The organism is Burkholderia sp. LAS2 (genome assembly GCF_018417615.1).
GTDB classification, from domain to species: Bacteria; Pseudomonadota; Gammaproteobacteria; order Burkholderiales; family Burkholderiaceae; genus Burkholderia; species Burkholderia sola.
Genome location: NZ_CP071052.1, coordinates 792631 through 816457, shown reverse-complemented (window position 1 = coordinate 816457; position 23827 = coordinate 792631). Strand labels below are relative to the sequence as shown.

Annotated in this window: 36 protein-coding genes; 2 read left to right on the top strand and 34 right to left on the bottom strand. The window is 62.0% G+C overall.

Annotation, left to right across the window (positions count from 1 at the left end; all coding sequences use genetic code 11):
- Positions 1–2: 2 nt before the first annotated feature.
- Together JYG37_RS03830 and JYG37_RS03825 are read right to left on the bottom strand one after the other, a co-directional pair.
- Positions 3–2216 carry a cytochrome c biogenesis protein ResB gene (locus tag JYG37_RS03830; RefSeq protein ID WP_050013161.1) on the bottom strand — a complete coding sequence of 738 codons (2214 nt, stop codon included), beginning with the start codon at positions 2214–2216 and terminating at the stop codon, positions 3–5.
- A 191-nt stretch (positions 2217–2407) separates the two neighbouring features.
- Positions 2408–3076: a c-type cytochrome gene (locus JYG37_RS03825; RefSeq protein ID WP_213346079.1), complete on the bottom strand. Its 669-nt coding sequence runs from the start codon at positions 3074–3076 to the stop codon at positions 2408–2410.
- 214 nt (positions 3077–3290) lie between these two features.
- Between JYG37_RS03825 and yihA the strand changes: the two genes are divergently transcribed.
- A complete protein-coding gene (gene yihA / locus JYG37_RS03820) occupies positions 3291–3950 on the top strand; it encodes a ribosome biogenesis GTP-binding protein YihA/YsxC (protein ID WP_050013163.1) in 660 nt (219 codons plus the stop codon).
- A gap of 253 nt (positions 3951–4203) precedes the next feature.
- Positions 4204–5202 (top strand): porphobilinogen synthase, encoded by a 999-nt coding sequence (gene hemB / locus JYG37_RS03815; protein WP_050013164.1) that lies wholly within the window; start codon positions 4204–4206, stop codon positions 5200–5202.
- A 129-nt stretch (positions 5203–5331) separates the two neighbouring features.
- On the opposite strand, the gene dsbD is transcribed toward hemB, so the two are convergent.
- The 32 genes from dsbD to tuf form a co-directional block, all read right to left on the bottom strand.
- Positions 5332–7185: a protein-disulfide reductase DsbD gene (dsbD, locus tag JYG37_RS03810; RefSeq protein WP_124631184.1), complete on the bottom strand. Its 1854-nt coding sequence runs from the start codon at positions 7183–7185 to the stop codon at positions 5332–5334.
- Positions 7178–7504 (bottom strand): divalent-cation tolerance protein CutA, encoded by a 327-nt coding sequence (gene cutA, locus JYG37_RS03805; RefSeq protein ID WP_050013166.1) that lies wholly within the window; start codon positions 7502–7504, stop codon positions 7178–7180. Before cutA ends, dsbD begins: the two co-directional genes overlap by 8 nt.
- Before the next feature lie 199 nt (positions 7505–7703).
- Complete coding sequence (rplQ, locus tag JYG37_RS03800; RefSeq protein ID WP_006477175.1) at positions 7704–8099, bottom strand: 50S ribosomal protein L17; 396 nt, start codon at positions 8097–8099, stop codon at positions 7704–7706.
- A gap of 148 nt (positions 8100–8247) precedes the next feature.
- The gene (locus JYG37_RS03795; protein ID WP_006477176.1) at positions 8248–9225 is read right to left on the bottom strand and encodes a DNA-directed RNA polymerase subunit alpha; all 978 of its coding nucleotides are present in this window, start codon (positions 9223–9225) and stop codon (positions 8248–8250) included.
- Between the two features lie 124 nt (positions 9226–9349).
- Entirely contained in the window at positions 9350–9973 is a 624-nt protein-coding gene (gene rpsD / locus JYG37_RS03790; RefSeq protein WP_006477177.1) for a 30S ribosomal protein S4, read from the bottom strand.
- Positions 9974–10127: 154 nt separating this feature from the next.
- The gene (rpsK, locus tag JYG37_RS03785; protein WP_004197937.1) at positions 10128–10529 is read right to left on the bottom strand and encodes a 30S ribosomal protein S11; all 402 of its coding nucleotides are present in this window, start codon (positions 10527–10529) and stop codon (positions 10128–10130) included.
- Positions 10530–10557: 28 nt separating this feature from the next.
- A complete protein-coding gene (gene rpsM, locus JYG37_RS03780) occupies positions 10558–10923 on the bottom strand; it encodes a 30S ribosomal protein S13 (protein ID WP_006477178.1) in 366 nt (121 codons plus the stop codon).
- 38 nt (positions 10924–10961) lie between these two features.
- Positions 10962–11078, bottom strand: a complete 117-nt coding sequence (gene rpmJ, locus JYG37_RS03775; protein ID WP_004199844.1) for a 50S ribosomal protein L36 — start codon at positions 11076–11078, stop codon at positions 10962–10964.
- A gap of 20 nt (positions 11079–11098) precedes the next feature.
- Positions 11099–11317, bottom strand: a complete 219-nt coding sequence (infA, locus tag JYG37_RS03770; protein ID WP_004521905.1) for a translation initiation factor IF-1 — start codon at positions 11315–11317, stop codon at positions 11099–11101.
- Between the two features lie 7 nt (positions 11318–11324).
- Positions 11325–12674, bottom strand: a complete 1350-nt coding sequence (secY, locus tag JYG37_RS03765; protein ID WP_050013167.1) for a preprotein translocase subunit SecY — start codon at positions 12672–12674, stop codon at positions 11325–11327.
- Positions 12675–12716: 42 nt separating this feature from the next.
- Positions 12717–13151, bottom strand: coding sequence for a 50S ribosomal protein L15 (gene rplO / locus JYG37_RS03760; protein WP_006482880.1), 435 nt, complete (start codon positions 13149–13151; stop codon positions 12717–12719).
- 26 nt (positions 13152–13177) lie between these two features.
- Entirely contained in the window at positions 13178–13360 is a 183-nt protein-coding gene (gene rpmD, locus JYG37_RS03755; protein ID WP_006400644.1) for a 50S ribosomal protein L30, read from the bottom strand.
- A 15-nt stretch (positions 13361–13375) separates the two neighbouring features.
- Complete coding sequence (rpsE, locus tag JYG37_RS03750; protein WP_006752931.1) at positions 13376–13894, bottom strand: 30S ribosomal protein S5; 519 nt, start codon at positions 13892–13894, stop codon at positions 13376–13378.
- A 14-nt stretch (positions 13895–13908) separates the two neighbouring features.
- Entirely contained in the window at positions 13909–14274 is a 366-nt protein-coding gene (rplR, locus tag JYG37_RS03745) for a 50S ribosomal protein L18 (RefSeq protein WP_006477183.1), read from the bottom strand.
- Positions 14275–14286: 12 nt separating this feature from the next.
- Complete coding sequence (gene rplF / locus JYG37_RS03740) at positions 14287–14817, bottom strand: 50S ribosomal protein L6 (RefSeq protein WP_006477184.1); 531 nt, start codon at positions 14815–14817, stop codon at positions 14287–14289.
- An 18-nt stretch (positions 14818–14835) separates the two neighbouring features.
- A complete protein-coding gene (rpsH, locus tag JYG37_RS03735; protein ID WP_006477185.1) occupies positions 14836–15231 on the bottom strand; it encodes a 30S ribosomal protein S8 in 396 nt (131 codons plus the stop codon).
- A 14-nt stretch (positions 15232–15245) separates the two neighbouring features.
- Entirely contained in the window at positions 15246–15551 is a 306-nt protein-coding gene (gene rpsN / locus JYG37_RS03730; RefSeq protein ID WP_006482884.1) for a 30S ribosomal protein S14, read from the bottom strand.
- A gap of 7 nt (positions 15552–15558) precedes the next feature.
- Positions 15559–16098 (bottom strand): 50S ribosomal protein L5, encoded by a 540-nt coding sequence (gene rplE, locus JYG37_RS03725; protein WP_006477186.1) that lies wholly within the window; start codon positions 16096–16098, stop codon positions 15559–15561.
- Positions 16099–16114: 16 nt separating this feature from the next.
- Positions 16115–16423, bottom strand: coding sequence for a 50S ribosomal protein L24 (gene rplX / locus JYG37_RS03720; RefSeq protein WP_006477187.1), 309 nt, complete (start codon positions 16421–16423; stop codon positions 16115–16117).
- A gap of 9 nt (positions 16424–16432) precedes the next feature.
- Positions 16433–16801: a 50S ribosomal protein L14 gene (gene rplN, locus JYG37_RS03715; protein WP_006482918.1), complete on the bottom strand. Its 369-nt coding sequence runs from the start codon at positions 16799–16801 to the stop codon at positions 16433–16435.
- A 309-nt stretch (positions 16802–17110) separates the two neighbouring features.
- Positions 17111–17383: a 30S ribosomal protein S17 gene (gene rpsQ / locus JYG37_RS03710; RefSeq protein ID WP_006477189.1), complete on the bottom strand. Its 273-nt coding sequence runs from the start codon at positions 17381–17383 to the stop codon at positions 17111–17113.
- On the bottom strand, positions 17380–17574 hold the full coding sequence (gene rpmC / locus JYG37_RS03705) for a 50S ribosomal protein L29 (protein WP_006400652.1): 195 nt from the start codon (positions 17572–17574) through the stop codon (positions 17380–17382). The genes rpsQ and rpmC overlap by 4 nt, the downstream gene beginning before the upstream one ends.
- Positions 17575–17583: 9 nt before the next feature.
- Positions 17584–18000 (bottom strand): 50S ribosomal protein L16, encoded by a 417-nt coding sequence (gene rplP, locus JYG37_RS03700; protein WP_006482873.1) that lies wholly within the window; start codon positions 17998–18000, stop codon positions 17584–17586.
- Positions 18001–18002: 2 nt separating this feature from the next.
- A complete protein-coding gene (gene rpsC / locus JYG37_RS03695) occupies positions 18003–18803 on the bottom strand; it encodes a 30S ribosomal protein S3 (RefSeq protein ID WP_006482899.1) in 801 nt (266 codons plus the stop codon).
- A gap of 11 nt (positions 18804–18814) precedes the next feature.
- A complete protein-coding gene (gene rplV / locus JYG37_RS03690) occupies positions 18815–19144 on the bottom strand; it encodes a 50S ribosomal protein L22 (RefSeq protein WP_004199272.1) in 330 nt (109 codons plus the stop codon).
- Positions 19145–19156: 12 nt separating this feature from the next.
- Positions 19157–19432: a 30S ribosomal protein S19 gene (rpsS, locus tag JYG37_RS03685; RefSeq protein ID WP_004199273.1), complete on the bottom strand. Its 276-nt coding sequence runs from the start codon at positions 19430–19432 to the stop codon at positions 19157–19159.
- A gap of 10 nt (positions 19433–19442) precedes the next feature.
- Positions 19443–20270, bottom strand: a complete 828-nt coding sequence (gene rplB, locus JYG37_RS03680) for a 50S ribosomal protein L2 (protein WP_006482900.1) — start codon at positions 20268–20270, stop codon at positions 19443–19445.
- 2 nt (positions 20271–20272) lie between these two features.
- The gene (gene rplW, locus JYG37_RS03675) at positions 20273–20587 is read right to left on the bottom strand and encodes a 50S ribosomal protein L23 (RefSeq protein WP_004199275.1); all 315 of its coding nucleotides are present in this window, start codon (positions 20585–20587) and stop codon (positions 20273–20275) included.
- Positions 20584–21204 (bottom strand): 50S ribosomal protein L4, encoded by a 621-nt coding sequence (gene rplD / locus JYG37_RS03670; RefSeq protein ID WP_006477192.1) that lies wholly within the window; start codon positions 21202–21204, stop codon positions 20584–20586. The genes rplW and rplD overlap by 4 nt, the downstream gene beginning before the upstream one ends.
- A complete protein-coding gene (gene rplC, locus JYG37_RS03665) occupies positions 21204–21854 on the bottom strand; it encodes a 50S ribosomal protein L3 (protein ID WP_006482922.1) in 651 nt (216 codons plus the stop codon). The genes rplD and rplC overlap by 1 nt, the downstream gene beginning before the upstream one ends.
- A gap of 178 nt (positions 21855–22032) precedes the next feature.
- Complete coding sequence (rpsJ, locus tag JYG37_RS03660; RefSeq protein ID WP_004199280.1) at positions 22033–22344, bottom strand: 30S ribosomal protein S10; 312 nt, start codon at positions 22342–22344, stop codon at positions 22033–22035.
- 284 nt (positions 22345–22628) lie between these two features.
- A complete protein-coding gene (tuf, locus tag JYG37_RS03655; RefSeq protein ID WP_011350666.1) occupies positions 22629–23819 on the bottom strand; it encodes an elongation factor Tu in 1191 nt (396 codons plus the stop codon).
- Positions 23820–23827: the final 8 nt, after the last annotated feature.

Here is a 23827-nt window from a genome sequence, read left to right as displayed (position 1 = left end):
TGTTACCGGGTGGAATTCTCGGAATCGGAACCGCCGCCGGCAGGCGCGCGGGCCGTCGAAGCCGCACCGGCGGGTGCGGCGTCGCGAGGTGCGGCGTGCAAGGCGGCGCCGGCCGCGTCGCGCGTCTGCACGAATTCTTTCTCGAAATCGAAGGTCTTGCGGGCCGTGGACATGGCCATCACCACCTCGACGCCCGAACCGGCGTCCTTCAGCCAGAACCAGAGCCGCCGCTCGCGCACGTAGAACATCGAGAAGATGCCGGCGACCAGCAGCAGGCTGCCAAGATACACCAGATTCTTGCCGGGCGCGCGCGTCAGCTGAAATACCGAAGCTTGCACCTGCTTGAAGGAGTCAAGCTGCAAATAGACCGGCGATCCATACAGGAAGCTGTCGGATAGCGCATTGATCGCGTTCTGCACGAAGCGGATCGTGTCGGCGCCTTGTTGCGCGGCCGGCTCGCCCGCATGCTCGCGCGCGATCTGCCACACCTCCCACATCGAGCCCTCGAGCATCCGCAACAGCAGGCTCGCGGCCTTCTCCTGCTCGCCCTTCGGCACCGAGCGGTCGATGAACGTCGCCACCGCCTGGAAGCCGCCGATCGGCTGGCCGTCCGCGCCGCGGCCGACGCTGTCGTCGCTCGCCGCGAAAAGGGTCAGCACCTTCGACGCACTGTCCTGCAGGCGGCCGCGCAGCGACGCGTCGCCCGGCAGCGAGCGCTGCGCGAAGCGCGCGGCGGCCTCGGTGCGCACGGCCGGATCCTCGAGCGCGGCGCGCAGGCGCATCCATTCGCCGATCGAATCCTGGCTGTCGGCCGGAATCCGCATGTAGCGGAACGGATCGTTCGGACTCGCGCGCACGCCGGCGAGGAACACGCGCTCGCCGTTCATGTCGACGGGTAGCATGTAGTTGTTGAATTCGCGCGCCTGGCCGTCCTTGCCGCGAATCTTGTACTGCACCGACGGCCCGATGTTGTGGAGCTGTGTCGGCTTCGACGTCTTCGCGCCCGAGCCGAGCCGCTCGTCGAACACTTCCTTCAGCGAGCTGGTGGTCGCGACGCCGCGCACGTCCGGCTTGCCTTTCGCGTCGGCCATGTTCTCGACGTTGATCGCGCGGAAATCGGAGAATTCGATCGTGTCGCCGTCGGCGCCCGGGACCTGCAGCGGCGCCGAGCTGCCGATCGTGCCCTTCACGGGGACGGTCGCCGCGTGGCTGCCCGTCATCGGATAGGCCGTCATCTGCATCTGCGAGCCGCCGTCCTGGAAGCTCGACTGATAGATCGACACGCCCTTGTACGTGAACGGCTTGTTGACCTCCACCCGCGCCGGGATCTTCCGGCCGGTCTCGCGATCGATCACGACGATGTCGCTCGCGAACAGCTTCGGCATGCCGGTCGTGTAGTAATCGACGATGAATTTGTCGAGCTGGATCGAGAACGGCAGATCCTGAATCAGCGAGCCGCTCGGCTGGTTCAGGATCGCGGTCGACACGAACTGGCCCTCCGGCACCCACGCGTAGCCGCGGAAGGTCGGGTTCGACGCGGACAGCCGATGGTCGGGCGAGATATCGCTGATCGTCGCGCTCGTGTTGACCGGGCTCTTGCCGAACATCAGCATCTGGAATTTGATCGGCAGGTTGCTGTCGAGCAGGCCGCCGATACAGATCACGACGATCGCGAGGTGCGCGGAGATATAGCCCCACTTGGTCATCGCGCCGCGCTTCGCGGAGATCAGCGTCGCGCCGTCGGTTTCACGCACGACGTGCTTGTAGCCAGCCTTCGTGACGAAGGCGGCGAGCGTCGCCGCGACGCTCGCGCGCGTGCCGGACGCCGTGTATTCGGCCTTGTGGTGGAAGGCGCGCAGGCTGCCTTCGCGGACCTTGTCCTTCCAGCTCTTCGCATCGGCGAGCATCTTCGGCGCGTTGCGGATCACGCACAGCGAGATCGACGTGACGAGGAAGATCAGGATCAGCATGAACCACCACGCGCTGTACACGTTGTACAGGCCGAGCGAACGGAAGATGTCCGCCCAGAACGGCCCGAACTGGTTCACGTAGTTCGGATACGGATCGTCCTGGGTCAGGACCGTGCCGATGATGCTCGCGATCGACAGCACCACCAGCAGCGCGATCGCGAAACGCATCGAGCTCAGCAACTCGACCGCACGTTTCGACGCACCCTGACCCGACTTCGACTGCAACCCCGACGTGGTAACGCTCATTCAAACTCCGACTAAGGGGAAACCACCCCCACGCTCACTATGTTCGCTCGGGGAGCGCAGCTCCCCATCGCCTGCCAGCCGCGCCATCCCGGCCCGGCGAGTGCCGGCAAAAAAGAAGGGCGAGGCAACCGCGACGGCGCGGCGCCCCACCCTTTTCTTGTTCTGACTCCGGCCGCCCTTCGGGCGCCCGGTCATTCCATTCGCGGCTGACGCAGGCCCGCGATGTAATCCGCGACGGCCTTGATCTCGGTATCCGACAGCCGCGACGCGATCTGATGCATCGCCTCGTTGTTGTTGCGCGCGCCGGCACCCTGCTGGAACGCGGTCAACTGCGCGACCGTGTAATCGGCCCATTGCCCCGACAGACGCGGGTACTGGACCGGGATCCCCTGCCCCGTCGGCCCGTGGCAGCTCGCGCAGGCGGGAACGCCCTTTTCCGCGATGCCGCCGCGATAGATCTTCTGGCCGATCGGCACCGTCGCCGCATTGCGTGCGGTACCGAGCTTCGTCGTCTGCGACCCGTAGTACGCGGCGACGTTGCGCATGTCGTCCGCGCTCAACGCGCTCGCGAATCCGACCATCACCGCGTTGTTACGCACCGGCCCCTTCGCGCCCGGCTGCGTCTTGAAGTCGTTCAACTGCTTGACCAGATATTCGGGATGCTGGCCGGCGAGCTTCGGGAAACTGCCCGACGCGCTGTTGCCGTCGGCGCCGTGACACGACGCGCAGACCTGCCCGGCAATCGCCTTGCCGCGGTCCAGATCCGGCTTGGCCGCATCTGCCGCGTTTGCCTCCGCTACGAAACCTACGAACCCTGCTGCAACCTGAAGCACCATCAGAGACTTGCACAGTCGATTCATTCGCACACCCTGTTTCGTCTTGTGGGAATTTGAGGTTCTGCAAAAAACGACGGCGTTCAGTCTACCGCAGAAGCCACATAAAAGCGCGAGGCAGGCGCCCGGTGGCCTTCGGCAAAACCGCCGTATTGTACAATATCGTGCTGAAAGCTCCCGCGCCTATCGGGGCTACCCCGCCTCCACCACGCGGCTCGCGCCGCCCGTCCTTCCGGTTCCCATGGCCTTTCTGCTCCATCAAGCCCGCTTCTACACGACCGTCAACCATCTGCGCGACCTGCCGCCGACGGTCCAGCCGGAAATCGCGTTCGCGGGCCGCTCGAATGCCGGCAAGTCGACGGCGATCAACGTGCTGTGCAACCAGAAGCGGCTGGCCTTCGCGTCGAAGACGCCCGGCCGCACGCAGCATATCAACTACTTCTCCGTCGGCCCGGCCGCCGAGCCCGTCGCGAACCTCGTCGATCTGCCCGGCTACGGCTATGCGGAAGTGCCCGGCGCCGCGAAGGCGCACTGGGAAATGCTGCTGTCGTCCTATCTCGCGACGCGCTCGCAGCTCTGCGGCCTGATCCTGATGATGGATTCGCGCCGTCCGCTGACCGATCTCGATCGGCGCATGATCGAGTGGTTCGCGCCGACCGGCAAGCCGATCCACACGCTGCTGACCAAGTGCGACAAATTGACGCGCCAGGAAAGCATCAACGCGTTGCGCAACACGCAGAAGGGGCTCGACGCGTATCGCGACCAGGGCGTGAAGGGCAAGCTGACGGTCCAGCTGTTCTCGGCGCTGAAGCGCACGGGGCTCGACGAGGCCCATGAACTGATCGAGAGCTGGCTGCGGCCGTCCGTCGCCGACGAAAACAGCGAGCCTGTAGCACAATGAGCGGGCAACGCGCGGCTGGGATCGGCCGTGCGCACCTGACGGCGCCTGCGGATTCGGCCGGCTCATAAAAAAACCCGCCGTTGAACGGCGGGTCAAACAGCCTAATCGAAAAACGACAGGCACCCGCTCAGGGAGGAGAAGCGGGGAGCTGCACGCAACGCGTGCCGCTCGATCGCTATCATATACCAACGATCTCGAAAATGACCTAAGGGTTCCGTAAGGTCCTTCTTGCCCTGATTTCTGCCAAATCGCCATGAGCTTCCATCCGCTTCATCGTCCGCGCCGGATGCGCCGCGACGACTTCTCCCGCCGCCTGATGCGCGAAAACCGCCTGACCACCGACGACCTGATCTACCCGGTATTCGTCGTCGAAGGCACCAACGAGCGCCAGCCCATCCCGTCGATGCCCGGCGTCGAGCGCGTGTCGGTCGATCTGCTGATGCACGTCGCCGAGCAGTGCGTCGAACTCGGCGTGCCCGTGCTGTCGCTGTTCCCGGCCATCGAGCCGTCGCTGAAGACACCCGACGGCCGCGAGGCGGCCAATCCGGAAGGCCTGATCCCGCGCGCGGTGCGCGAGCTGAAGAAGCACTTCCCCGAACTGGGCGTGCTGACCGACGTCGCGCTCGATCCGTACACGAGTCACGGCCAGGATGGCGTGCTCGACGAAAACGCCTATGTGATCAACGACGACACGATCGAGATCCTGGTCGACCAGGCGCGTGCGCAGGCGGAAGCCGGCGTCGACATCGTCGCGCCGTCGGACATGATGGACGGCCGCATCGGCGCGATCCGCGAGATGCTGGAAAGCGACGGCCATATCCATACGCGGATCATGGCCTATTCGGCGAAGTTCGCATCGGCGTTCTACGGCCCGTTCCGCGATGCGGTCGGTTCGGCGTCCAACCTGGGCAAGGGCAACAAGATGACCTACCAGATGGATCCGGCGAACAGCGACGAAGCGCTGCGCGAAGTGCGCCTCGACATCGACGAAGGCGCCGACATGGTGATGGTCAAGCCCGGCATGCCGTATCTCGACATCGTGCGCCGCGTGAAAGACGAGTTCCGCTTCCCGACCTACGTGTACCAGGTGAGCGGCGAATACGCGATGTTGAAGGCGGCCGCGATGAACGGCTGGCTCGACCACGACAAGGTCGTGCTCGAATCGCTGCTCGCGTTCAAGCGTGCGGGCGCCGACGGCGTGCTCACGTACTTCGCGCTCGATGCCGCGCGTCTGCTGAAAGCGCAGCGCTGATCGCGCGCCGGCACGCGCCAGCAAAAACGGCGGGACACCTCGGTGTTCCGCCGTTTTTTGTTTACCGTCGATCGCGACCGTCAGCCGGCCGCGGATCTTCCGTTCGCCGGTCGCCGCAGCCGCCCGTCGTCATACCGTCGGAACGGCCGCCCGATCGAGGCTGCGCAGGAACGTGTCGGCCGCCTGATAGCCGACCACGCGGCCGATCTCGCGGCCATTGCGATCGAAGAAGATGATGCCCGGCGGCCCGAACAGATTAAAGCGCTTGAGCAGCGCCTGATCGTCCGGGTTGTTCGCGGTGACGTCCGCGCGCACGAGGTGAAGCTGCGCGAGCCGCGCCTGCACGCGCGCGTCGGTGAAGGTCAGATGCTCCATCTCCTTGCAGCTCACGCACCAGTCGGCGTAGAAGTCCAGCATCACCGGCTGGCCCGACGTCTTCAGCAGCGCGTCGAGTTCGCCGCTGGAGCGCACCGGGGCAAACGCGGGGCCGTCCTGCGCGGCAGCCGCGCCGGCCGTCGCCGCGCCGCCGGACGCCACCGTACGCGCCGCCAGCACGGCCAGCGGCTTGACGGGATCGGTCGAGCCCGCAGCCAGGCCGACGAGCAGCGTCGCGGCCCAGATCGCGAGCGCGGCGCCTACGCCGCGGCCCAGGCGGCGCCAGATCGACGCGGCGCCGGCATTCGGCGTGAACAACCCGAGCGCTGCGGCGGCGATCAGCAGCCACAACGCCGCGAGCACCATCTTCAGCCCGCCCGCCAGCACCGGCCACACGATCCACAGCGCGGCCGCGAGCAGCACGATGCCGAAGAACACCTTCACGCCGTCCATCCACGCGCCTGCGCGCGGCAGCACCGTCCCCGCTCCGACGCCGACGACCAGCAGCGGCACGCCGAGGCCCAGCCCCATCGCGAACAGCGCCGCGCCGCCGAGCCACGCATTGCCGGTGTGCGCGATGAACGCGAGCACCGCGAACAGCGGCGCCGTCATGCACGCGCCGACGACCAGCGCCGACAACGCGCCCATCGCCGCGACCGCGACGAAGTGGCCGCCCTGGCGCGCGCTCGATGCCTCGGCCGCGCCGTTCTGCCAGCGCTCCGGCAGCGCGATGTCCTTGCCCGAGATCAGCGACACCGCGAACGCGCTCAGCAGCACGCCGAACGCGCCGAGCACCCACGGGTTCTGCAACCATGCGCCGAGGCTCTGGCCGACCAGCGCGGCGGCGATGCCGAGCACCGTGTAGACCAGCGCCATGCCGACCACGTAGGTCAGCGACAGCGCGAAGCCGCGTGCATGCGTCGCGCGCGTGCCCTGGCCGATGATGATCGCGGACACGATCGGAATCATCGGGTACGAACACGGCAGCAGGCTCAGCACGACACCCGCGACGAAATAGAGCGCGACGATCGTGAAGAAGCCGTGGCCTTCGAGCAGCGACTGCGCGAAATCGGCGCTCGTGACCTTGTCGAACCAGCTGCCCGCGGCAGCCGTGTCGCCGGACGGCGACGCGGCGCCGAGCGCGGCGCCATCGACCTTCATCACGTGCTCGGCCGGCGGATAACAGATCCCTTCGTCCGCACACCCTTGCGACGTCACCGCGAGCTCGAACGGCCCGGCCGCCTGCTTCACCGGCACGTGAACGACGACTTCATCGCGGTAGGTCTCGACGTCCTTCTGGAACGTCTGGTCGAACTTCACGTGGCCGGCCGGGAATTGCGGCTCGCCGAGCGTGGCTTGGCCGCTTTTCACCGCGAACGCGAAGCGCTCGCGGTACATGTAGTAGCCGTTGGCGATCTTGAAGCGGACGTCCACCTGTCCCGGCGATTCGCTCGCGCTGAACTTGAACGCAACCGACGGATCGAGGAAATCGTCGGCCGCACGCGCGGCGGACAACCCGCCCAGCACGAGCACGAGCACGAACGACAACAGGACCGCAAGAAACCGCAGCGCGCGCACGCGCACCGAAAGCGCCATACCGTTAAACATGAAATAAACGTTGAGTTTCGTTGGTCACCCATTGGCCATACGCGGCCGATGCCGTCGTCTGCCACGAGACGATTTCAGGCGTCTCGTACGGATGATGCGCGAGAATAAATCGCTCCAGTTCGAGCGCCCGAACCGGGCTCGTCTTGAACAGCAACTGGATCTCGTCGGCCGTTTCGACCTTGCCCTGCCAGTGATAGCGCGACTTGATCGTACCGAGCTCCGACACGCACGCGGCAAGCCGCGCGTCGAGCGCGCCGTCGGCGAGCGCCGCGGCCGTCGGCGCATCGGGGACCGTCGTCAGCATCAGCACCACTATCATCCGCTCTCCTCGCTGGTCTGCAGGCGCCTGCCGGCGCCGGTTACCCGCCCAGGGACCGCACCGGTTGCCCGTATCGTAGCGCAGCCCGCGCAACGCTGCCGGCACCAGCCTGCGACAATCGACCGCAACCGGCATCCCAAAAACAAAAAGGGCCAAGCAATCGCTCGGCCCCTTTCAGATCCTGCTGCGTACCGGAAGCTTATTCAGCTTCTTGCACGTTTTCCGTTTCGTCGACTTCCGGACGGTCGAGCAGTTCGACCAGTGCCATCGGTGCGTTGTCGCCCACGCGGAAGCCGAACTTCAGCACGCGCAGGTAGCCGCCCGGACGGTTCGCGAAACGCGGACCGAGCACGTCGAACAGCTTCGCGACCGAGTCACGATCGCGCAGGCGGTTGAACGCCAGGCGACGGTTTGCCAGCGACGGCTTCTTGCCAAGCGTGATCAGCGGCTCGACGACTTTACGGAGTTCCTTCGCCTTCGGCAGCGTCGTCTTGATGACTTCGTGCTCGATCAGCGAGTTGGACATGTTACGGAGCATAGCCAGACGGTGGCTGCTCGTGCGGTTCAGTTTCCGCAGACCATGACGATGGCGCATTTCAGTTTCCTTGATTCAAAGTTTTGGTCCAGCTCTTCTATCGCGCCTCGGAGGGCGCACGGGCCGGTAACGAAAAAAGCAAGATGCGGATTTTAAAGGAAAATCCGCATCTTTGCCAACTACAGCGATAGCCAGGCTACAACCGGGATTACTTGTCGAGACCAGCCGGCGGCCAGTTCTCGAGCTTCATGCCCAGCGTGAGACCGCGCGAAGCGAGCACTTCCTTGATCTCGTTGAGCGACTTGCGACCGAGGTTCGGCGTCTTCAGCAGCTCGTTTTCCGTGCGCTGGATCAGATCGCCGATGTAGTAGATGTTCTCGGCCTTCAGGCAGTTCGCCGAACGAACCGTCAGCTCGAGATCGTCCACCGGACGCAGCAGGATCGGATCGATCTGCGGTGCACGCGACGGCGCTTCGGCTGCCGTTTCCGTGCCTTCCAGCGCCGCGAACACGGACAACTGGTCGACCAGGATGCGGGCCGACTGGCGGATCGCTTCTTCCGGCGTGATCACGCCGCTCGTCTCGATGTTCATCACGAGCTTGTCGAGGTCGGTACGCTGCTCGACCCGTGCGCTTTCGACCGCATAGCTCACGCGGCGAACCGGCGAGAACGATGCGTCGAGGACGATGCGGCCGATGATCTTGGCCGTGTCTTCGCCGTAGCGACGGACGTTGCCGGGCACATAGCCGCGACCCTTTTCGATCTTGATCTGAACGTCGAGCTTGCCGCCCTTCGACAGGTGCGCAATCACGTGATTCGGGTTGATGACTTCGCAATCGTGCGCCAGCTCGATATCGCCGGCCGTCACGACGCCTTCACCTTCCTTGCGCAGCGTAACCGTCACTTCGTCACGATTATGCAGCTTGAACACCACGCCCTTCAGGTTCAGCAGCAGGTTGACGACGTCTTCCTGCACGCCATCCAGCGTCGAGTACTCGTGCACCACGCCTGCGATCGTGACTTCGGTCGGCGCGTAGCCTACCATCGACGACAGCAGCACGCGGCGAAGCGCATTGCCCAAGGTGTGGCCGTAACCGCGTTCGAACGGTTCCATGACCACCCTCGCGTGGTTCTCGCCCAGCGATTCCACGGCGATGATCTTGGGTTTCAGCAAACTGGTTTGCATGGGCTTTCCTTTTCAATACCCTCGGCTCGTTACACCGATAAGGCTGACCGGTAACAACCAGAAAATAAACAGCCGAGGCCCCTCCTTGCGCAACGCAATCGGGGTACCTCGGCCGTCAATCGGATTAACGCGAATACAATTCGACGATCAGGCTTTCGTTGATGTCGCCTGCGATTTCAGCGCGTTCCGGCATTTGCTTGAACGTGCCTTCGAACTTCTTCGCATCGACTGCAACCCAGCTCGGCATGCCGCCTTGCTCGGCCAGCGACAGCGCTTCGACGATACGCGCCTGCTTCTTCGCCTTTTCGCGGATCGCGACGACGTCACCCGCCTTCACTTGCTGCGACGGGACGTTTGCGACGACGCCGTTCACGGTGATCGACTTGTGGCTCACCAGCTGACGCGCTTCAGCGCGGGTCGAGCCGAAGCCCATGCGATACACGACGTTGTCGAGGCGCGACTCGAGCAGTTGCAGCAGGTTTTCACCCGTGTTGCCCTTCCGGCGATCGGCTTCAGCGAAGTAGCGACGGAACTGACGTTCCAGCACGCCGTAGATACGCTTGACCTTCTGCTTTTCGCGCAGCTGCGTACCGTAGTCGGACGTACGTGCGCCCGAGGTACGGCCGTGCTGGCCCGGCTTGCTGTCGAGCTTGCACTTGTCGGCGAGCGAGCGGCGCGCGCTCTTCAGGAACAGGTCGGTGCCTTCACGGCGGGACAGCTTGGCTTTGGGGCCGATATAACGTGCCACTTTGCATTCCTTTATCAATCAGTCACGCGGATCGAAATCCGCGCTAGTCCGCTCCCTTTGGGGCGAACGGTGGGCTTAGTCAATCAAAAAAGCAACGCCCGTCGACGCTGAGCGGCGACAGGCAATGCGCTAGCACGAACGTGCCAGCACATCCTTAGATACGACGACGCTTCGGCGGACGGCAGCCGTTGTGCGGAATCGGGGTGACGTCCGAAATCGCGGTGATCTTGATGCCGAGGCCGTGCAGTGCACGCACTGCCGACTCGCGACCCGGGCCCGGGCCCTTGATCCGCACTTCCAGATTCTTCACGCCATATTCCATCGCGACGCGGCCAGCCGATTCAGCTGCGACCTGAGCGGCGAACGGCGTCGATTTGCGCGAGCCCTTGAAGCCCTGGCCGCCCGACGTCGCCCATGCCAGAGCGTTGCCTTGGCGATCAGTGATCGTGATGATCGTGTTGTTGAACGACGCGTGAACGTGAACCACGCCTTCAGCGACGTTCTTCTTAACCTTCTTGCGAACGCGTTGCGCCGCGGTGTTCGAAGCCTTAGCCATTACGTTTTCCTGTAACTGTCAGTTCCGCTTACTTCTTCAGCGCTTGCGCTGCACGACGCGGACCCTTGCGGGTACGTGCGTTCGTACGCGTACGCTGACCGCGCATCGGCAGGCCCTTGCGATGACGGACGCCACGGTAGCAACCGAGGTCCATCAGGCGCTTGATGTTCATCGTCACTTCACGGCGCAGATCGCCTTCGACGACAAACTTGCCCACTTCTTCACGCAGCTTTTCCAGGTCTGCGTCGGTCAGATCCTTGACCTTCTTCGAAAAATCGACGCCAGCTGCCACGCAGATGCTGCGCGAACGGGTGCGGCCGACACCAAAGATAGCCGTCAGGCCGATCTCGGTGTGCTGGTGATTCGGGATGTTAACCCCTGCGATACGAGCCATTGTTTTTCCTCAAACAAAAAGCGCAAACAAACGCGCGGTCAGCCTTGGCGCTGCTTGTGGCGCGGATCCGAGCTGCAGATCACGCGAACGACGCCTTTGCGCTTGATGATCTTGCAATTGCGGCAAATGCGCTTAACCGATGCCATCACTTTCATGATAATACCCTTTTTTCAAATCACTTCGCCCGGAACACGATCCGCGCACGAGACAGATCGTAAGGCGTCAACTCAACCGTCACCTTGTCGCCGGGCAGAATGCGGATGTAGTGCATCCGCATCTTTCCGGAAATATGCCCCAACACGACATGGCCGTTTTCCAGCTTCACACGGAAGGTCGCATTCGGGAGGTTTTCAATCACCTCGCCCTGCATCTGGATTACATCGTCTTTGGCCATAGTCCTTTCAACGCATCGGGATGTTGCCGCCCTTGAAGTTTGCCTTCTTGAGCAGAGACTCATACTGTTGCGACATAACGTACGACTGCACCTGCGCCATAAAGTCCATCGTGACGACGACAATGATCAGCAGCGACGTTCCACCAAAATAAAACGGCACGTTCCAGCGCAGCACCAGGAATTCCGGCAGCAGACACACGAAGACGATGTAGATCGCACCGGCCAGCGTCAGACGCGTGAGGATGCGGTCGATATATCGTGCGGTCTGATCGCCCGGACGGATGCCCGGAACAAACGCGCCGCTCTTCTTCAGGTTGTCCGCGGTCTCCCTGCTGTTGAACACCAGTGCGGTGTAGAAGAAGCAGAAAAACACGATTGCCAGCGTGTACAGCAGCACATAGACCGGCTGGCCCGGCTTCAGCGCTTCCGCAACGTTATGCAACGTATTGGAAATCCAGCTTCCCGTCGGCTGACCGGTACTGAACCAGCCGAGAATCGTTGCCGGGAACAGAATGATCGACGATGCAAAGATCGGCGGAATCACGCCCGACATGTTCAGCTTCAGCGGCAGATGCGACGACTGCCCGCCGTAGATCTTGTTGCCGACCTGGCGCTTCGCGTAGTTCACGAGGATCTTGCGCTGACCGCGTTCGATGAACACGACCAGGTAAGTCACCGCGGCGATCAGAACGACGATGATGATCGCCGAAATGATGCTCATCGAACCCGTACGCACCAGCTCGAACAACCCGCCCACGGCATTCGGGAACCCTGCTGCGATCCCGCCGAAGATGATGATCGAGATACCGTTGCCCAGACCACGCTCGGTAATCTGCTCGCCGAGCCACATCAGGAACATCGTGCCCGTCACCAGCGTCACGACCGTCGTCAGACGGAACAGCGTGCCGGGATCGGTGACGAGGCCCGGCTGGTTTTCCAGCGCGGCCGCGATACCGAATGCCTGGAAGGTCGCGAGCACCACGGTGAAATACCGCGTGTACTGCGTGATCTTCCGTTGCCCTGCCTGCCCTTCCTTCTTCAGCGCCTCGAGCTGCGGCGAAACGATCGCCAGCAACTGCATGATGATCGACGCCGAGATGTACGGCATGATCCCCAGCGCAAAGATCGTGAAGCGGGAAAGTGCGCCACCCGAGAACATGTTGAACATGCCCAGGATGCCGCCCGCCTGGCTCTGGAACAGCTTGGCCAGTTGATCCGGATCGATGCCCGGCACGGGAATGTGCGCGCCGATGCGATAGACGATCAGCGCCAGGAGCAGGAACATCGCTCGCCGGCGCAGATCGCCGAATTTCGCCGTGCTTCGACCGGGTTTTGCAAGACTCGGGCTGTTAGCCAAGTACCTTCTCCGATGAATGCAAGTGACGACGCGCTACGCGTGTCACTCGGCGAACGAACCGCCAGCCGCTTCGATCGCAGCGCGCGCACCCTTGGTGGCACCGAGACCCTTCACGACGATCTTGCGCTTCAGTTCGCCCGTCGCGATGATCTTTGCGCTCTTCGTCAGCTCGCCGACCAGGCCGGCTTGCTTCAGTGCGAGCAGATCGATCTCGTCGACCGGCAGCTTCTCGAGGTCGCCCAGGCGCACTTCACCGACGAATTCCTTCGTCAGCGACGTGAAGCCGCGCTTCGGCAGACGACGTTGCAGCGGCATCTGACCGCCTTCGAAACCGACTTTGTGGAAGCCGCCCGAACGCGATTTCTGACCCTTGTGACCACGGCCAGCCGTCTTGCCGAGGCCCGAACCGATGCCACGACCGACGCGACGCTTGGCGTGCTTGGCGCCAGCTGCCGGCTTCAGGTTATTCAATTCCATATCAACTCCTTGATCCGTAGGGCCGCTTACGCGATGACCTTAACGAGGTACGAGACCTTGTTGATCATGCCGCGGACCGCCGGCGTGTCCTGCAGCTCGCTAACCGAGTTGAGTCGGCGCAGGCCCAGGCCACGCACGGTCGCGCGGTGCGATTCGCGGGTCCCGATCAGGCTCTTCACGAGCTGAACCTTGACAGTTTTTTCAGACATGGTGACCACCCGGGCTTAGCCCAAAATATCTTCGACGGACTTGCCGCGCTTCGCCGCGATGTCTGCCGGGGTCGACTGCTTGCGCAGGCCGTCCAGCGTGGCGCGAACGAGGTTGTACGGGTTCGTCGAACCGTGGCTCTTCGCCACGACGTTCTGAACGCCCATCACGTCGAACACTGCGCGCATCGGGCCGCCTGCGATCACGCCCGTACCTGCCTTCGCCGGAGCGAGGAGGACAGCGGATGCGCCGTGCTTGCCGTGCACTTCGTGCTGCAGCGTGCCGTTCTTGAGCGGCACCTTGAACATGTTGCGGCGAGCTTGTTCCATTGCCTTCTGGACAGCGACCGGCACTTCCTTCGCCTTGCCCTTGCCCATACCGATGCGGCCATCACCGTCGCCAACCACGGTCAGTGCGGCGAAGCCGAGAATACGGCCACCCTTCACGACCTTGGTCACGCGATTGACCGAAATCATCTTTTCGCGAAGGCCGTCGTCGCGCTCGTCAGCCTGAACTTTCGCTTGCATCTTTGCCATGACGAATTCCTTCCTTAGAACTTGAGCCCAGCTTCGCGAGCTGCCTCAGCCAGCGCCTTGACGCGGCCGTGGTAGCGGAAGCCCGAGCGGTCGAAGGCGACGGATTCGATGCCGGCAGCCTTTGCCTTTTCGGCAATACGCTTGCCGATCAGCGTCGCGGCATTGACGTTGCCGCCCTTGCCCGACTTGTCGGCCAGTTCTGCGCGCACTTCTGCCTCGAGCGTCGACGCGCTGGCGAGCACCTTGGTGCCGCAGGGCGAGAACACTTGAGCGTAGATGTGCGTGTTCGTGCGATGCACGGCGAGACGCGCGACCTGCAGCTCAGCGATCTTGATACGCGTCTGGCGAGCGCGGCGCAGGCGAGATTGAGTCTTATCCATGATTGCGCACCCTTACTTCTTCTTCGTTTCTTTGAGGATCACAACCTCGTCGGCATAACGCACGCCCTTGCCCTTGTAGGGCTCCGGCGGACGGTAACCGCGGACTTCCGCAGCCACTTGACCGACTTGTTGCTTATTGATCCCCTTGATCACGATTTCGGTTTGCGTCGGGGTTTCAGCCTTGACGCCTTCCGGCATCTGGTGCACCACCGGGTGCGAGAAACCCAGCGACAGGTTCAGCTTGTCGCCTTGCGCTTGCGCACGGTAACCGACGCCAACCAGCGTCAGCTTGCGCTCGAAACCCTTGGTCACGCCGTGCACGGCATTCGCGATGATCGCGCGCATCGTGCCCGACAGTGCATTTGCTTCGCGGCTTTCGTCGACCGGCGACAGATTCAGCGTGCCGTCGTTGTTCGCCACGTTCACGAGCGGATTGATCGCTTGCGTGATGGTGCCCAGCGGACCCTTGACGGTGATTGCACCGTCGGCCAGCTTGACTTCCGCGCCTTGCAGCGCGATCGGGCTTTTACCTACTCGAGACATGTTTCTCTCTCCTCGGCTTTAAGCGACGTAGCAGATGACTTCGCCGCCGACGCCGGTAGCGCGCGCCTTGCGGTCGGTCATCACGCCCTTCGGCGTCGACACGATTGCCACACCGAGGCCATTCATGACCTGCGGAATGTCGTTGCGGCCGCGGTACACGCGCAGACCAGGCTTCGACACGCGCTCGAGGCGTTCGATGACCGGGCGACCTGCGTAGTACTTCAGCGCGATATTCAGTTCGGACTTCGCACCTTCCGCCTTCACGGCGAAATCGTCGATATAGCCTTCGTCCTTCAGGACTTGCGCGATTGCAACCTTGACCTTCGACGAGGGCATCGCGACCGATACCTTCTCGACCATCTGCGCGTTGCGGATGCGAGTCAGCATATCGGCGATAGGATCACTCATGCTCATTTACGTTTCTCCTATTACCAGCTCGCCTTGGTCAGGCCAGGAATCTCGCCACGGAATGCGATTTCACGAATCTTGTTACGCGCGAGGCCGAATTTACGGAACGTGCCACGCGGACGGCCCGTGATCGCGCAGCGGTTACGCTGGCGGGTCGGGTTTGCGTTGCGGGGCAGTTGCTGCAGCTCCAGGCGTGCTTCGTAGCGCTCTTCTTCCGACTTGCTTTGGTCTTCGACGATCGCCTTCAGCGCTTCGCGCTTTGCTGCGAACTTCGCGACCAGGCGGGCGCGCTTCTTTTCACGTTCGATCAGTGCCAGTTTAGCCACGGTAACCTCAGTTTCTGAACGGGAACTTGAAGCTGGCGAGCAGAGCCTTTGCTTCGTCGTCGGTCTTCGCAGTCGTCGTGATGCTGATGTTCAGCCCACGCAGTGCGTCGATCTTGTCGTAATCGATTTCGGGGAAAATGATCTGCTCTTTCACACCGATGTTGTAGTTGCCACGGCCATCGAAAGCACGACCCGACACACCGCGGAAGTCACGCACGCGGGGCAGGGCAACCGTCACGAAACGGTCGAGGAATTCGTACATCGCCTGGCCACGCAGCGTCACCATCGCGCCGATGGGATAACCCTGGCGGATCTTGAAGCCTGCGATTGCCTTGCGAGCCTTCGTGACGACCGGCTTCTGGCCGGCGATCTTCGTGAGGTCGCCAACGGCGTTCTCGATGATCTTCTTGTCAGCGATCGCTTCGCCAAGACCCATGTTCAGCGTGATCTTGGTGATGCGCGGCACTTCCATGACCGACTTGTAACCGAACTTCTCGATCAGGCCGGGCACAACCTTTTCTTTGTAAAACTCTTGAAAACGAGCCATTTTTTACTCCGCTGCGTCAGGCGCTCAGTACGGCACCGGTCGTCTTCAGGAAGCGAACCTTCTTGCCTTCCTCGACCTTGATGCCAACACGCGACGCCTTGCCATTCGCGTCGACCAGTGCGACGTTCGAAATATGCAGGGGCATCGTCTTCGCTTCCACGCCGCCCGTCGTACCCTTCATCGGGTTCGGCTTCACATGCTTCTTGACGAGGTTGATACCTTCAACCGTCACATGTTCAGCACCGACAGCCAGCACGACGCCGCGCTTGCCCTTGTCCTTGCCAGTGACGACGATGACTTCGTCACCTTTGCGAATCTTGTTCATCGCGACTCCTTACAGCACTTCCGGCGCCAGCGAAACGATCTTCATGAATCGTTCGCTACGCAGCTCACGCGTCACCGGCCCGAAGATACGGGTGCCGATCGGCTCGAGCTTGTTATTCAAAAGCACAGCGGCGTTGCCGTCGAACTTGATCAGCGAGCCGTCTTGACGGCGCACGCCCTTGGCGGTGCGAACCACCACGGCGTTGTAGATTTCGCCTTTCTTCACGCGCCCGCGCGGCGTTGCCTCTTTGACGCTCACCTTGATGATGTCGCCAATGCCGGCATAACGACGCTTCGAGCCGCCGAGCACCTTGATGCACAGGACTTCACGTGCACCCGTGTTGTCGGCTACTTCGAGCCGAGATTCGGTCTGGATCATGGTTTGTCTTTCCCAACTTAATCCGGATGCACCACCATGATGCATTCGGTCAGTCTTGGTCCCGTCAGCCAATCGGCTGCTTGGGTTGGAACAGCAGCGACGGCAAACGAAACCCGCCATCGCAATTCGGTGAATCTTTCGGACAGGCAGGCGCCAGTCCGCTTCCCCCACCAACTTCGCCCGCGACGGGGCTCCCATAAAGAGGGAAGACCAGGATTATAACAAATAATCCTGGTCCCGCAAGCAAAAACTTTGCGATTTCAAGCACTTCGTGACGAAGTGCCCGTTACTGCCTACTGCGCTGCCCGCTTAGATGACGCGAGCGGCTTCGACGAGGCGCGACACCGTCCAGGCCTTCGTCTTCGAAACAGGACGCGTTTCCTGGATTTCGACGAGATCGCCTTCGTTGTAGGTGTTCGCTTCATCGTGCGCGTGGTACTTCTTCGAGCGCACGACATACTTGCCGTAGATCGGATGCTTGACGCGGTGCTCGATCAGCACGGTGACGGTCTTGTCCATCTTGTTGCTGACGACCCGACCGACCAGCGTCCGCTTCAGCGAGGTTTTCACGCTATCGTTCATTTCTGGTTCGCCTTCTGAGTCATGACGGTCCGCACACGTGCGATGTCGCGACGAACCTTCTTCAGCTGGCTCGTGTTCGTGAGCTGCTGGGTCGCGAGTTGCATGCGCAGGCCGAATTGCGCCTTCAGCAGGTCCGCCAGCTCCTTGTTGAGCGCGGCCTGGTCTTTCTGGAGAAGTTCGGAAGCCTTCATGTTTTCTCCTTAGGCGCCGAGCTGGCGCACGATGAATGCCGTCTTCAGCGGCAGCTTGGCTGCGGCCAGACGGAACGCTTCGCGTGCCAGTTCTTCGGTTACGCCGTCCATTTCATAGAGCATCTTGCCCGGCTGAATCTCGGCGACGTAGTACTCCGGGTTACCCTTACCGTTACCCATACGCACTTCGGCCGGCTTCTGCGAAATCGGCTTGTCCGGGAAGATCCGGATCCAGATGCGGCCGCCACGCTTGATGTGACGCGTCATTGCACGACGCGCCGCTTCAATCTGACGTGCGGTCAAACGACCGCGACCGATCGCCTTCAGGCCGAATTCACCGAACGACACTGCGTTGCCGCGCGTCGCCTTGCCGGTGTTACGCCCCTTCTGCTCTTTACGATACTTTCTGCGTTTCGGTTGCAGCATCGTTATTCTCCAGTCTTGCCGTCTTCGGGCTTGCCGGCGCCACGGCGCGGTGCGCCACGACGAGCACCCGGAGCGCCGCCTTCGCCGTCACGGCGCGGACGACGGTCGCCCGGACGCGCATTGCGACGCGGACGCTTGTCTTCGGCTACTTCTTCCACCACCGGTGCGTCGTTGCGGCCGAGCGTATCGCCCTTGTAGACCCACACCTTGACGCCGATGATCCCGTAAGTCGTCTTCGCTTCCGAAGTCGCGTAGTCGATATCAGCACGCAGCGTGTGAAGCGGCACGCGACCTTCGCGATACCACTCCGTACGAGCGATTTCGATACCGTTCAGACGGCCTGCGCTCATGATCTTGATGCCTTGGGCACCCAGACGCATCGCGTTCTGCATCGCACGCTTCATCGCGCGACGGAACATGATCCGGCGCTCGAGCTGTTGCGTGATCGAGTCAGCGATCAGCTGAGCATCGGTTTCCGGCTTGCGGATTTCTTCGATGTTGACGTGAACCGGCACGCCCATGCGGCGTTGCAGTTCCGTCTTCAGCTGTTCGATATCCTCGCCCTTCTTGCCGATGACCACGCCCGGACGCGAGCTGTAAATCGTGATGCGCGCGTTCTTCGCCGGACGCTCGATGACGACCCGACCGACCGAAGCGTTCTTCAGCTTCTTCTTCAGGTACTCACGAACACCGATGTCTTCCTGCAGCATCGCCGCGAAATTGTTGTTGTTCGCGTACCAACGCGAAGCCCAATTGCGGCTGACAGCCAGGCGGAAGCCAGTCGGATGAATTTTCTGTCCCATCGTATGGCTCCTTAATTCCCGACCGTCACAGTGATGTGACAGGATTGCTTCTCGATGCGGTTACCGCGGCCCTTGGCGCGCGCGGTGAAACGCTTGAGCGATGCAGCCTTGTCGACGTAGATGCTCTTGATCTTGAGCTCGTCGATATCAGCGCCTTCGTTGTGCTCCGCATTCGCGATTGCCGACAGCACAACCTTCTTCACGATGCCAGCCGCCTTCTTCGGCGAGAACGTCAGAACGTTCAGCGCCTTGTCGACCGGCAAACCGCGGATCTGGTCAGCCACAAGGCGCGTTTTCTGCGCCGAGATGCGGGCACCGCGATGAATTGCTTTCACTTCCATCTTGATTGCCCCTTATTTCTTGGCCTTCTTGTCGGCTGCGTGACCCTTGAACGTACGGGTCAGTGCGAACTCGCCAAGCTTGTGGCCGACCATGTTTTCCGAGATGTACACCGGAACGTGTTGACGGCCGTTGTGAACAGCGATCGTCAGGCCGATGAAATCCGGCAGAATCGTCGAGCGACGCGACCAGGTCTTGATCGGCTTTTTGTCGCGCGAAGCTGCAGCCGCCTCAACTTTCTTCAGCAAATGGGCGTCGCAGAACGGACCTTTTTTAACAGAACGTGCCATTGCCTACTCCTTAACGCTTGTGACGGCGCTGGACGATCATCGTCGTCGTGCGCTTGTTGCTGCGGGTGCGGTAACCCTTAGCCGGCGTACCCCACGGGCTCACCGGGTCGCGACCTGCAGCCGTCTTGCCCTCACCACCACCGTGCGGGTGATCGACCGGGTTCATCGCAACGCCACGCACCGTCGGGCGGATACCGCGCCAGCGGTTCGCGCCAGCCTTGCCGATCTGGCGAAGGCTATGCTCTTCGTTGCCGACTTCACCGATCGTTGCACGGCACTCGATGTGCACGCGGCGGATTTCGCCCGAACGCAGACGAACCTGCGCGTAGACGCCTTCACGTGCGAGCAGCATGGCCGACGTGCCAGCCGAACGCGCCATTTGCGCGCCCTTGCCCGGCAGCATCTCGATGCAGTGGATCGTCGTACCGACCGGAATGTTGCGGATCGGCAGCGTGTTGCCTGCACGGATCGGCGCTTCCGAACCCGACATCAGCTGTTGGCCGACGGTCAGGCCCTTCGGGGCGATGATGTAGCGACGTTCGCCGTCTGCGTAGAGCACCAGCGCGATGTTCGCGCTGCGGTTCGGGTCGTACTCGAGACGTTCGACCTTTGCCGGGATGCCATCCTTCGTGCGACGGAAATCGACGATACGATAGTGCTGCTTGTGACCACCACCCTTGTGACGCGTGGTGATACGACCGTTGTTGTTACGGCCGGCGGTCGAGCTCTGCGAGTCGAGCAGTGCCGCGAACGGCTTGCCCTGGTGCAGGTTCTTGTTGACCACCTTGACCATCGCGCGGCGACCCGGCGATGTCGGCTTAACTTTAACGATTGCCATGATTACTTGGCCTCCGCTTCAAAGTTGATTTCCTGGCCGGGCTTCAGGCAAACGTACGCCTTCTTCACGTCCTTGCGGCGGCCCATCGAACGGCCGAAGCGCTTTTGCTTGCCCTTCTGAACCAGCACGTTGACCGAATCAACTTCAACCTTGAACAGCAGCTCGACAGCCGCCTTCACTTCCTGCTTCGTGGCATCCGGTGCGACTTCGAACACGACTTGCTCGTTCTTGTCGGCAACCAGCGTCGCCTTTTCCGAGATCACCGGTGCGAGCAGGACCTGCATCAAACGATGATCGTTCTTGCGAATCTCGCTCATGACAGCAACTCCTCGATCTGGGCGACCGCAGCCTTCGTGACCAGCACTTTCTTGAAGTAGATCAGCGACAGCGGGTCAGCGTAGCGCGGCTCGACAATCGCCACGTGCGGCAGGTTGCGCGAAGCCAGGTACAGGTTCTCGTCGACCGTGTCCGTGATGATCAGAACGGAGTCGAGACCCATGGTCTTGAATTTGTCGGCCAGCAGCTTGGTCTTCGGCGCTTCGAGGATGATGTCCTCGACGACCGACAGACGGCCTTCACGGGCCAGCTGCGAGAAGATCGAGCAGAGACCTGCGCGATGCATCTTCTTGTTGACCTTGTGCGAGAAGTTTTCTTCCGGCGAATTCGGGAAGATACGACCACCGCCACGCCACAGCGGGCTCGACGACATACCGGCACGAGCGCGGCCCGTACCCTTCTGGCGCCACGGCTTCTTGGTCGTGTGCTTGACTTGCTCACGGTCCTTCTGTGCGCGGTTACCCTGGCGAGCATTCGCCTGGTAAGCGACGACGACCTGGTGGATCAGCGCTTCGTTGTAGTCACGACCGAACACGACGTCCGATGCGTTGACCACTGCACCTTCCTGACCATTTTCGTTCAGGAGCTTGAGTTCCATTATTTCGCCCCCTTGGTCTTGACGGCCGGCGTCACGAAGACCTTGCCGCCCTTCGCGCCCGGAATCGCACCCTTCACGAGCAGCAGCTTGCGCTCTGCGTCGATACGGGCGATTTCGAGGTTCTGCACCGTCACCGTCACGTCACCCATGTGACCCGTCATGCGTTTACCCGGGAAAACACGACCCGGATCCTGCGCCATACCGATCGAGCCCGGCACGTTGTGCGAGCGCGAGTTACCGTGCGTGGCACGGCCGGAGGAGAAGTTGTAACGCTTGATCGTACCGGCGTAGCCCTTACCGATCGACACGCCTTGCACGTCGACCTTCTGGCCCACTTCGAAAAGATCTGCACCGACCACGGCGCCATTCGACAGCTCGGCTGCCTTGGCCGCGTCAATGCGGAATTCCTTGAGGATTTCACCGGCTTCGACACCGGCTTTGGCGAGATGACCTGCCAGCGGCTTCGTCACGCGCGATGCGCGGCGGGAGCCGAATGCAACCTGCACGGCCGTGTAGCCGTCGGTTTCAACAGTCTTGATCTGCGTCACGCGGTTGTCCGACACGTCCAGCACGGTGACGGGAATCGAATCCCCTTCAGCCGTGAAGATACGGGTCATGCCAACCTTGCGACCTACGAGTCCAAGGCTCATCATTTTCTCCATTCCCGACTGCGATTGGTCGGGGCTGATTTACAAAATGCCGGGCACGCAAGGCCCAACTTTTTTACGCGAATACGCGAAAAGCCAAGCAGTATAGCCCGACTTCTCGATTTCCGCAAGCAATACAAAGACTTAGCGCCGCCCGGCATGCCGACCGGCGCTGGAAGCCTTACTGCAGCTTGATTTCCACGTCGACGCCAGCCGGCAGGTCGAGCTTCATCAGCGCGTCAACGGTCTTGTCCGTCGGGTCGACGATGTCCATCAGGCGCTGGTGGGTGCGGATTTCGAGCTGATCGCGCGACGTCTTGTTGACGTGCGGCGAACGCAGGATGTCAAAACGCTGAATGCGCGTCGGCAGCGGCACCGGGCCACGGACGATTGCGCCAGTCCGCTTCGCGGTATCGACGATTTCGGCAGCCGATTGATCGATCAGACGATAGTCGAATGCCTTCAGGCGAATGCGGATTTTCTGTTGCTGCATGACAATTCCTTGAAAAGAGCGAGGCGATGTTGCATCGCCGGACACTAAAAGAACGTGAAACATGACGCCTGCGGGGAGCGAAGCATCAGGTTCCGGACAGGACTTCCACTGCTAAGCCCGCGATTCTACACGAAAATTCGCGGTGGCGGGCGTTTGTCAATAGAGCGATTCGCACGCCACCAAGAAAAACCGGGTGCCAGATCGAACTGGACACCCGGTTTCGACGGTACATAGCTGCTTACCGTGCAATCGCGGACCCCGTCGGGATCCGCGGATCGTCGATCTTACTCGATGATCTTGGCGACGACGCCGGCGCCGACGGTGCGACCACCTTCGCGGATCGCGAAGCGCAGACCTTCTTCCATCGCGATCGGAGCGATCAGCTTCACCGTGATCGACACGTTGTCGCCCGGCATCACCATTTCCTTGTCCTTCGGCAGCTCGATCGAGCCCGTCACGTCCGTCGTACGGAAGTAGAACTGCGGACGGTAGTTGTTGAAGAACGGCGTGTGACGGCCGCCTTCGTCCTTGCTCAGCACGTACACTTCAGCCGTGAAGTGCGTGTGCGGCGTGATCGAACCCGGCTTCGCCAGAACCTGGCCGCGCTCCACGTCTTCACGCTTCGTGCCGCGCAGCAGGATACCGACGTTGTCGCCTGCCTGACCTTGGTCCAGCAGCTTGCGGAACATTTCAACGCCCGTGCAGGTCGTCTTCACCGTCGGCTTGATACCGACGATTTCGATTTCCTCGCCGACCTTCACGATGCCGCGCTCGACGCGACCCGTCACCACCGTACCGCGGCCCGAGATCGAGAACACGTCTTCCACCGGCATCAGAAACGCGCCGTCAACTGCACGCTCCGGCGTCGGGATGTACGTGTCCAGCGCGTCGGCCAGGCTCATGATCGCCACTTCGCCCAGCTCGCCCGTGTCGCCTTCCAGCGCCAGCTTTGCCGAACCCTTCACGATCGGCGTGTCGTCGCCCGGGAAGTCGTACTTCGACAGGAGCTCGCGAACTTCCATCTCGACCAGCTCGAGCAGTTCCGCGTCGTCCACCATGTCGCACTTGTTCAGGAACACGATGATGTACGGAACGCCAACCTGACGCGCCAGCAGGATGTGCTCACGCGTTTGCGGCATCGGGCCGTCTGCTGCCGAGCAAACCAGGATCGCGCCGTCCATCTGCGCTGCGCCCGTGATCATGTTCTTCACATAGTCAGCGTGGCCCGGGCAGTCGACGTGTGCGTAGTGGCGGTTAGCCGTTTCGTACTCGACGTGTGCCGTGTTGATCGTGATGCCGCGCGCCTTTTCTTCCGGTGCCGCGTCGATCTGGTCGTACGCCTTCGCTTCGCCGCCGAACTTCTTCGTCAGAACCGTCGTGATCGCTGCCGTCAGCGTCGTCTTGCCGTGGTCAACGTGACCAATCGTACCAACGTTCACGTGCGGCTTGGTCCGCTCAAATTTACCTTTTGCCATGATTCTCT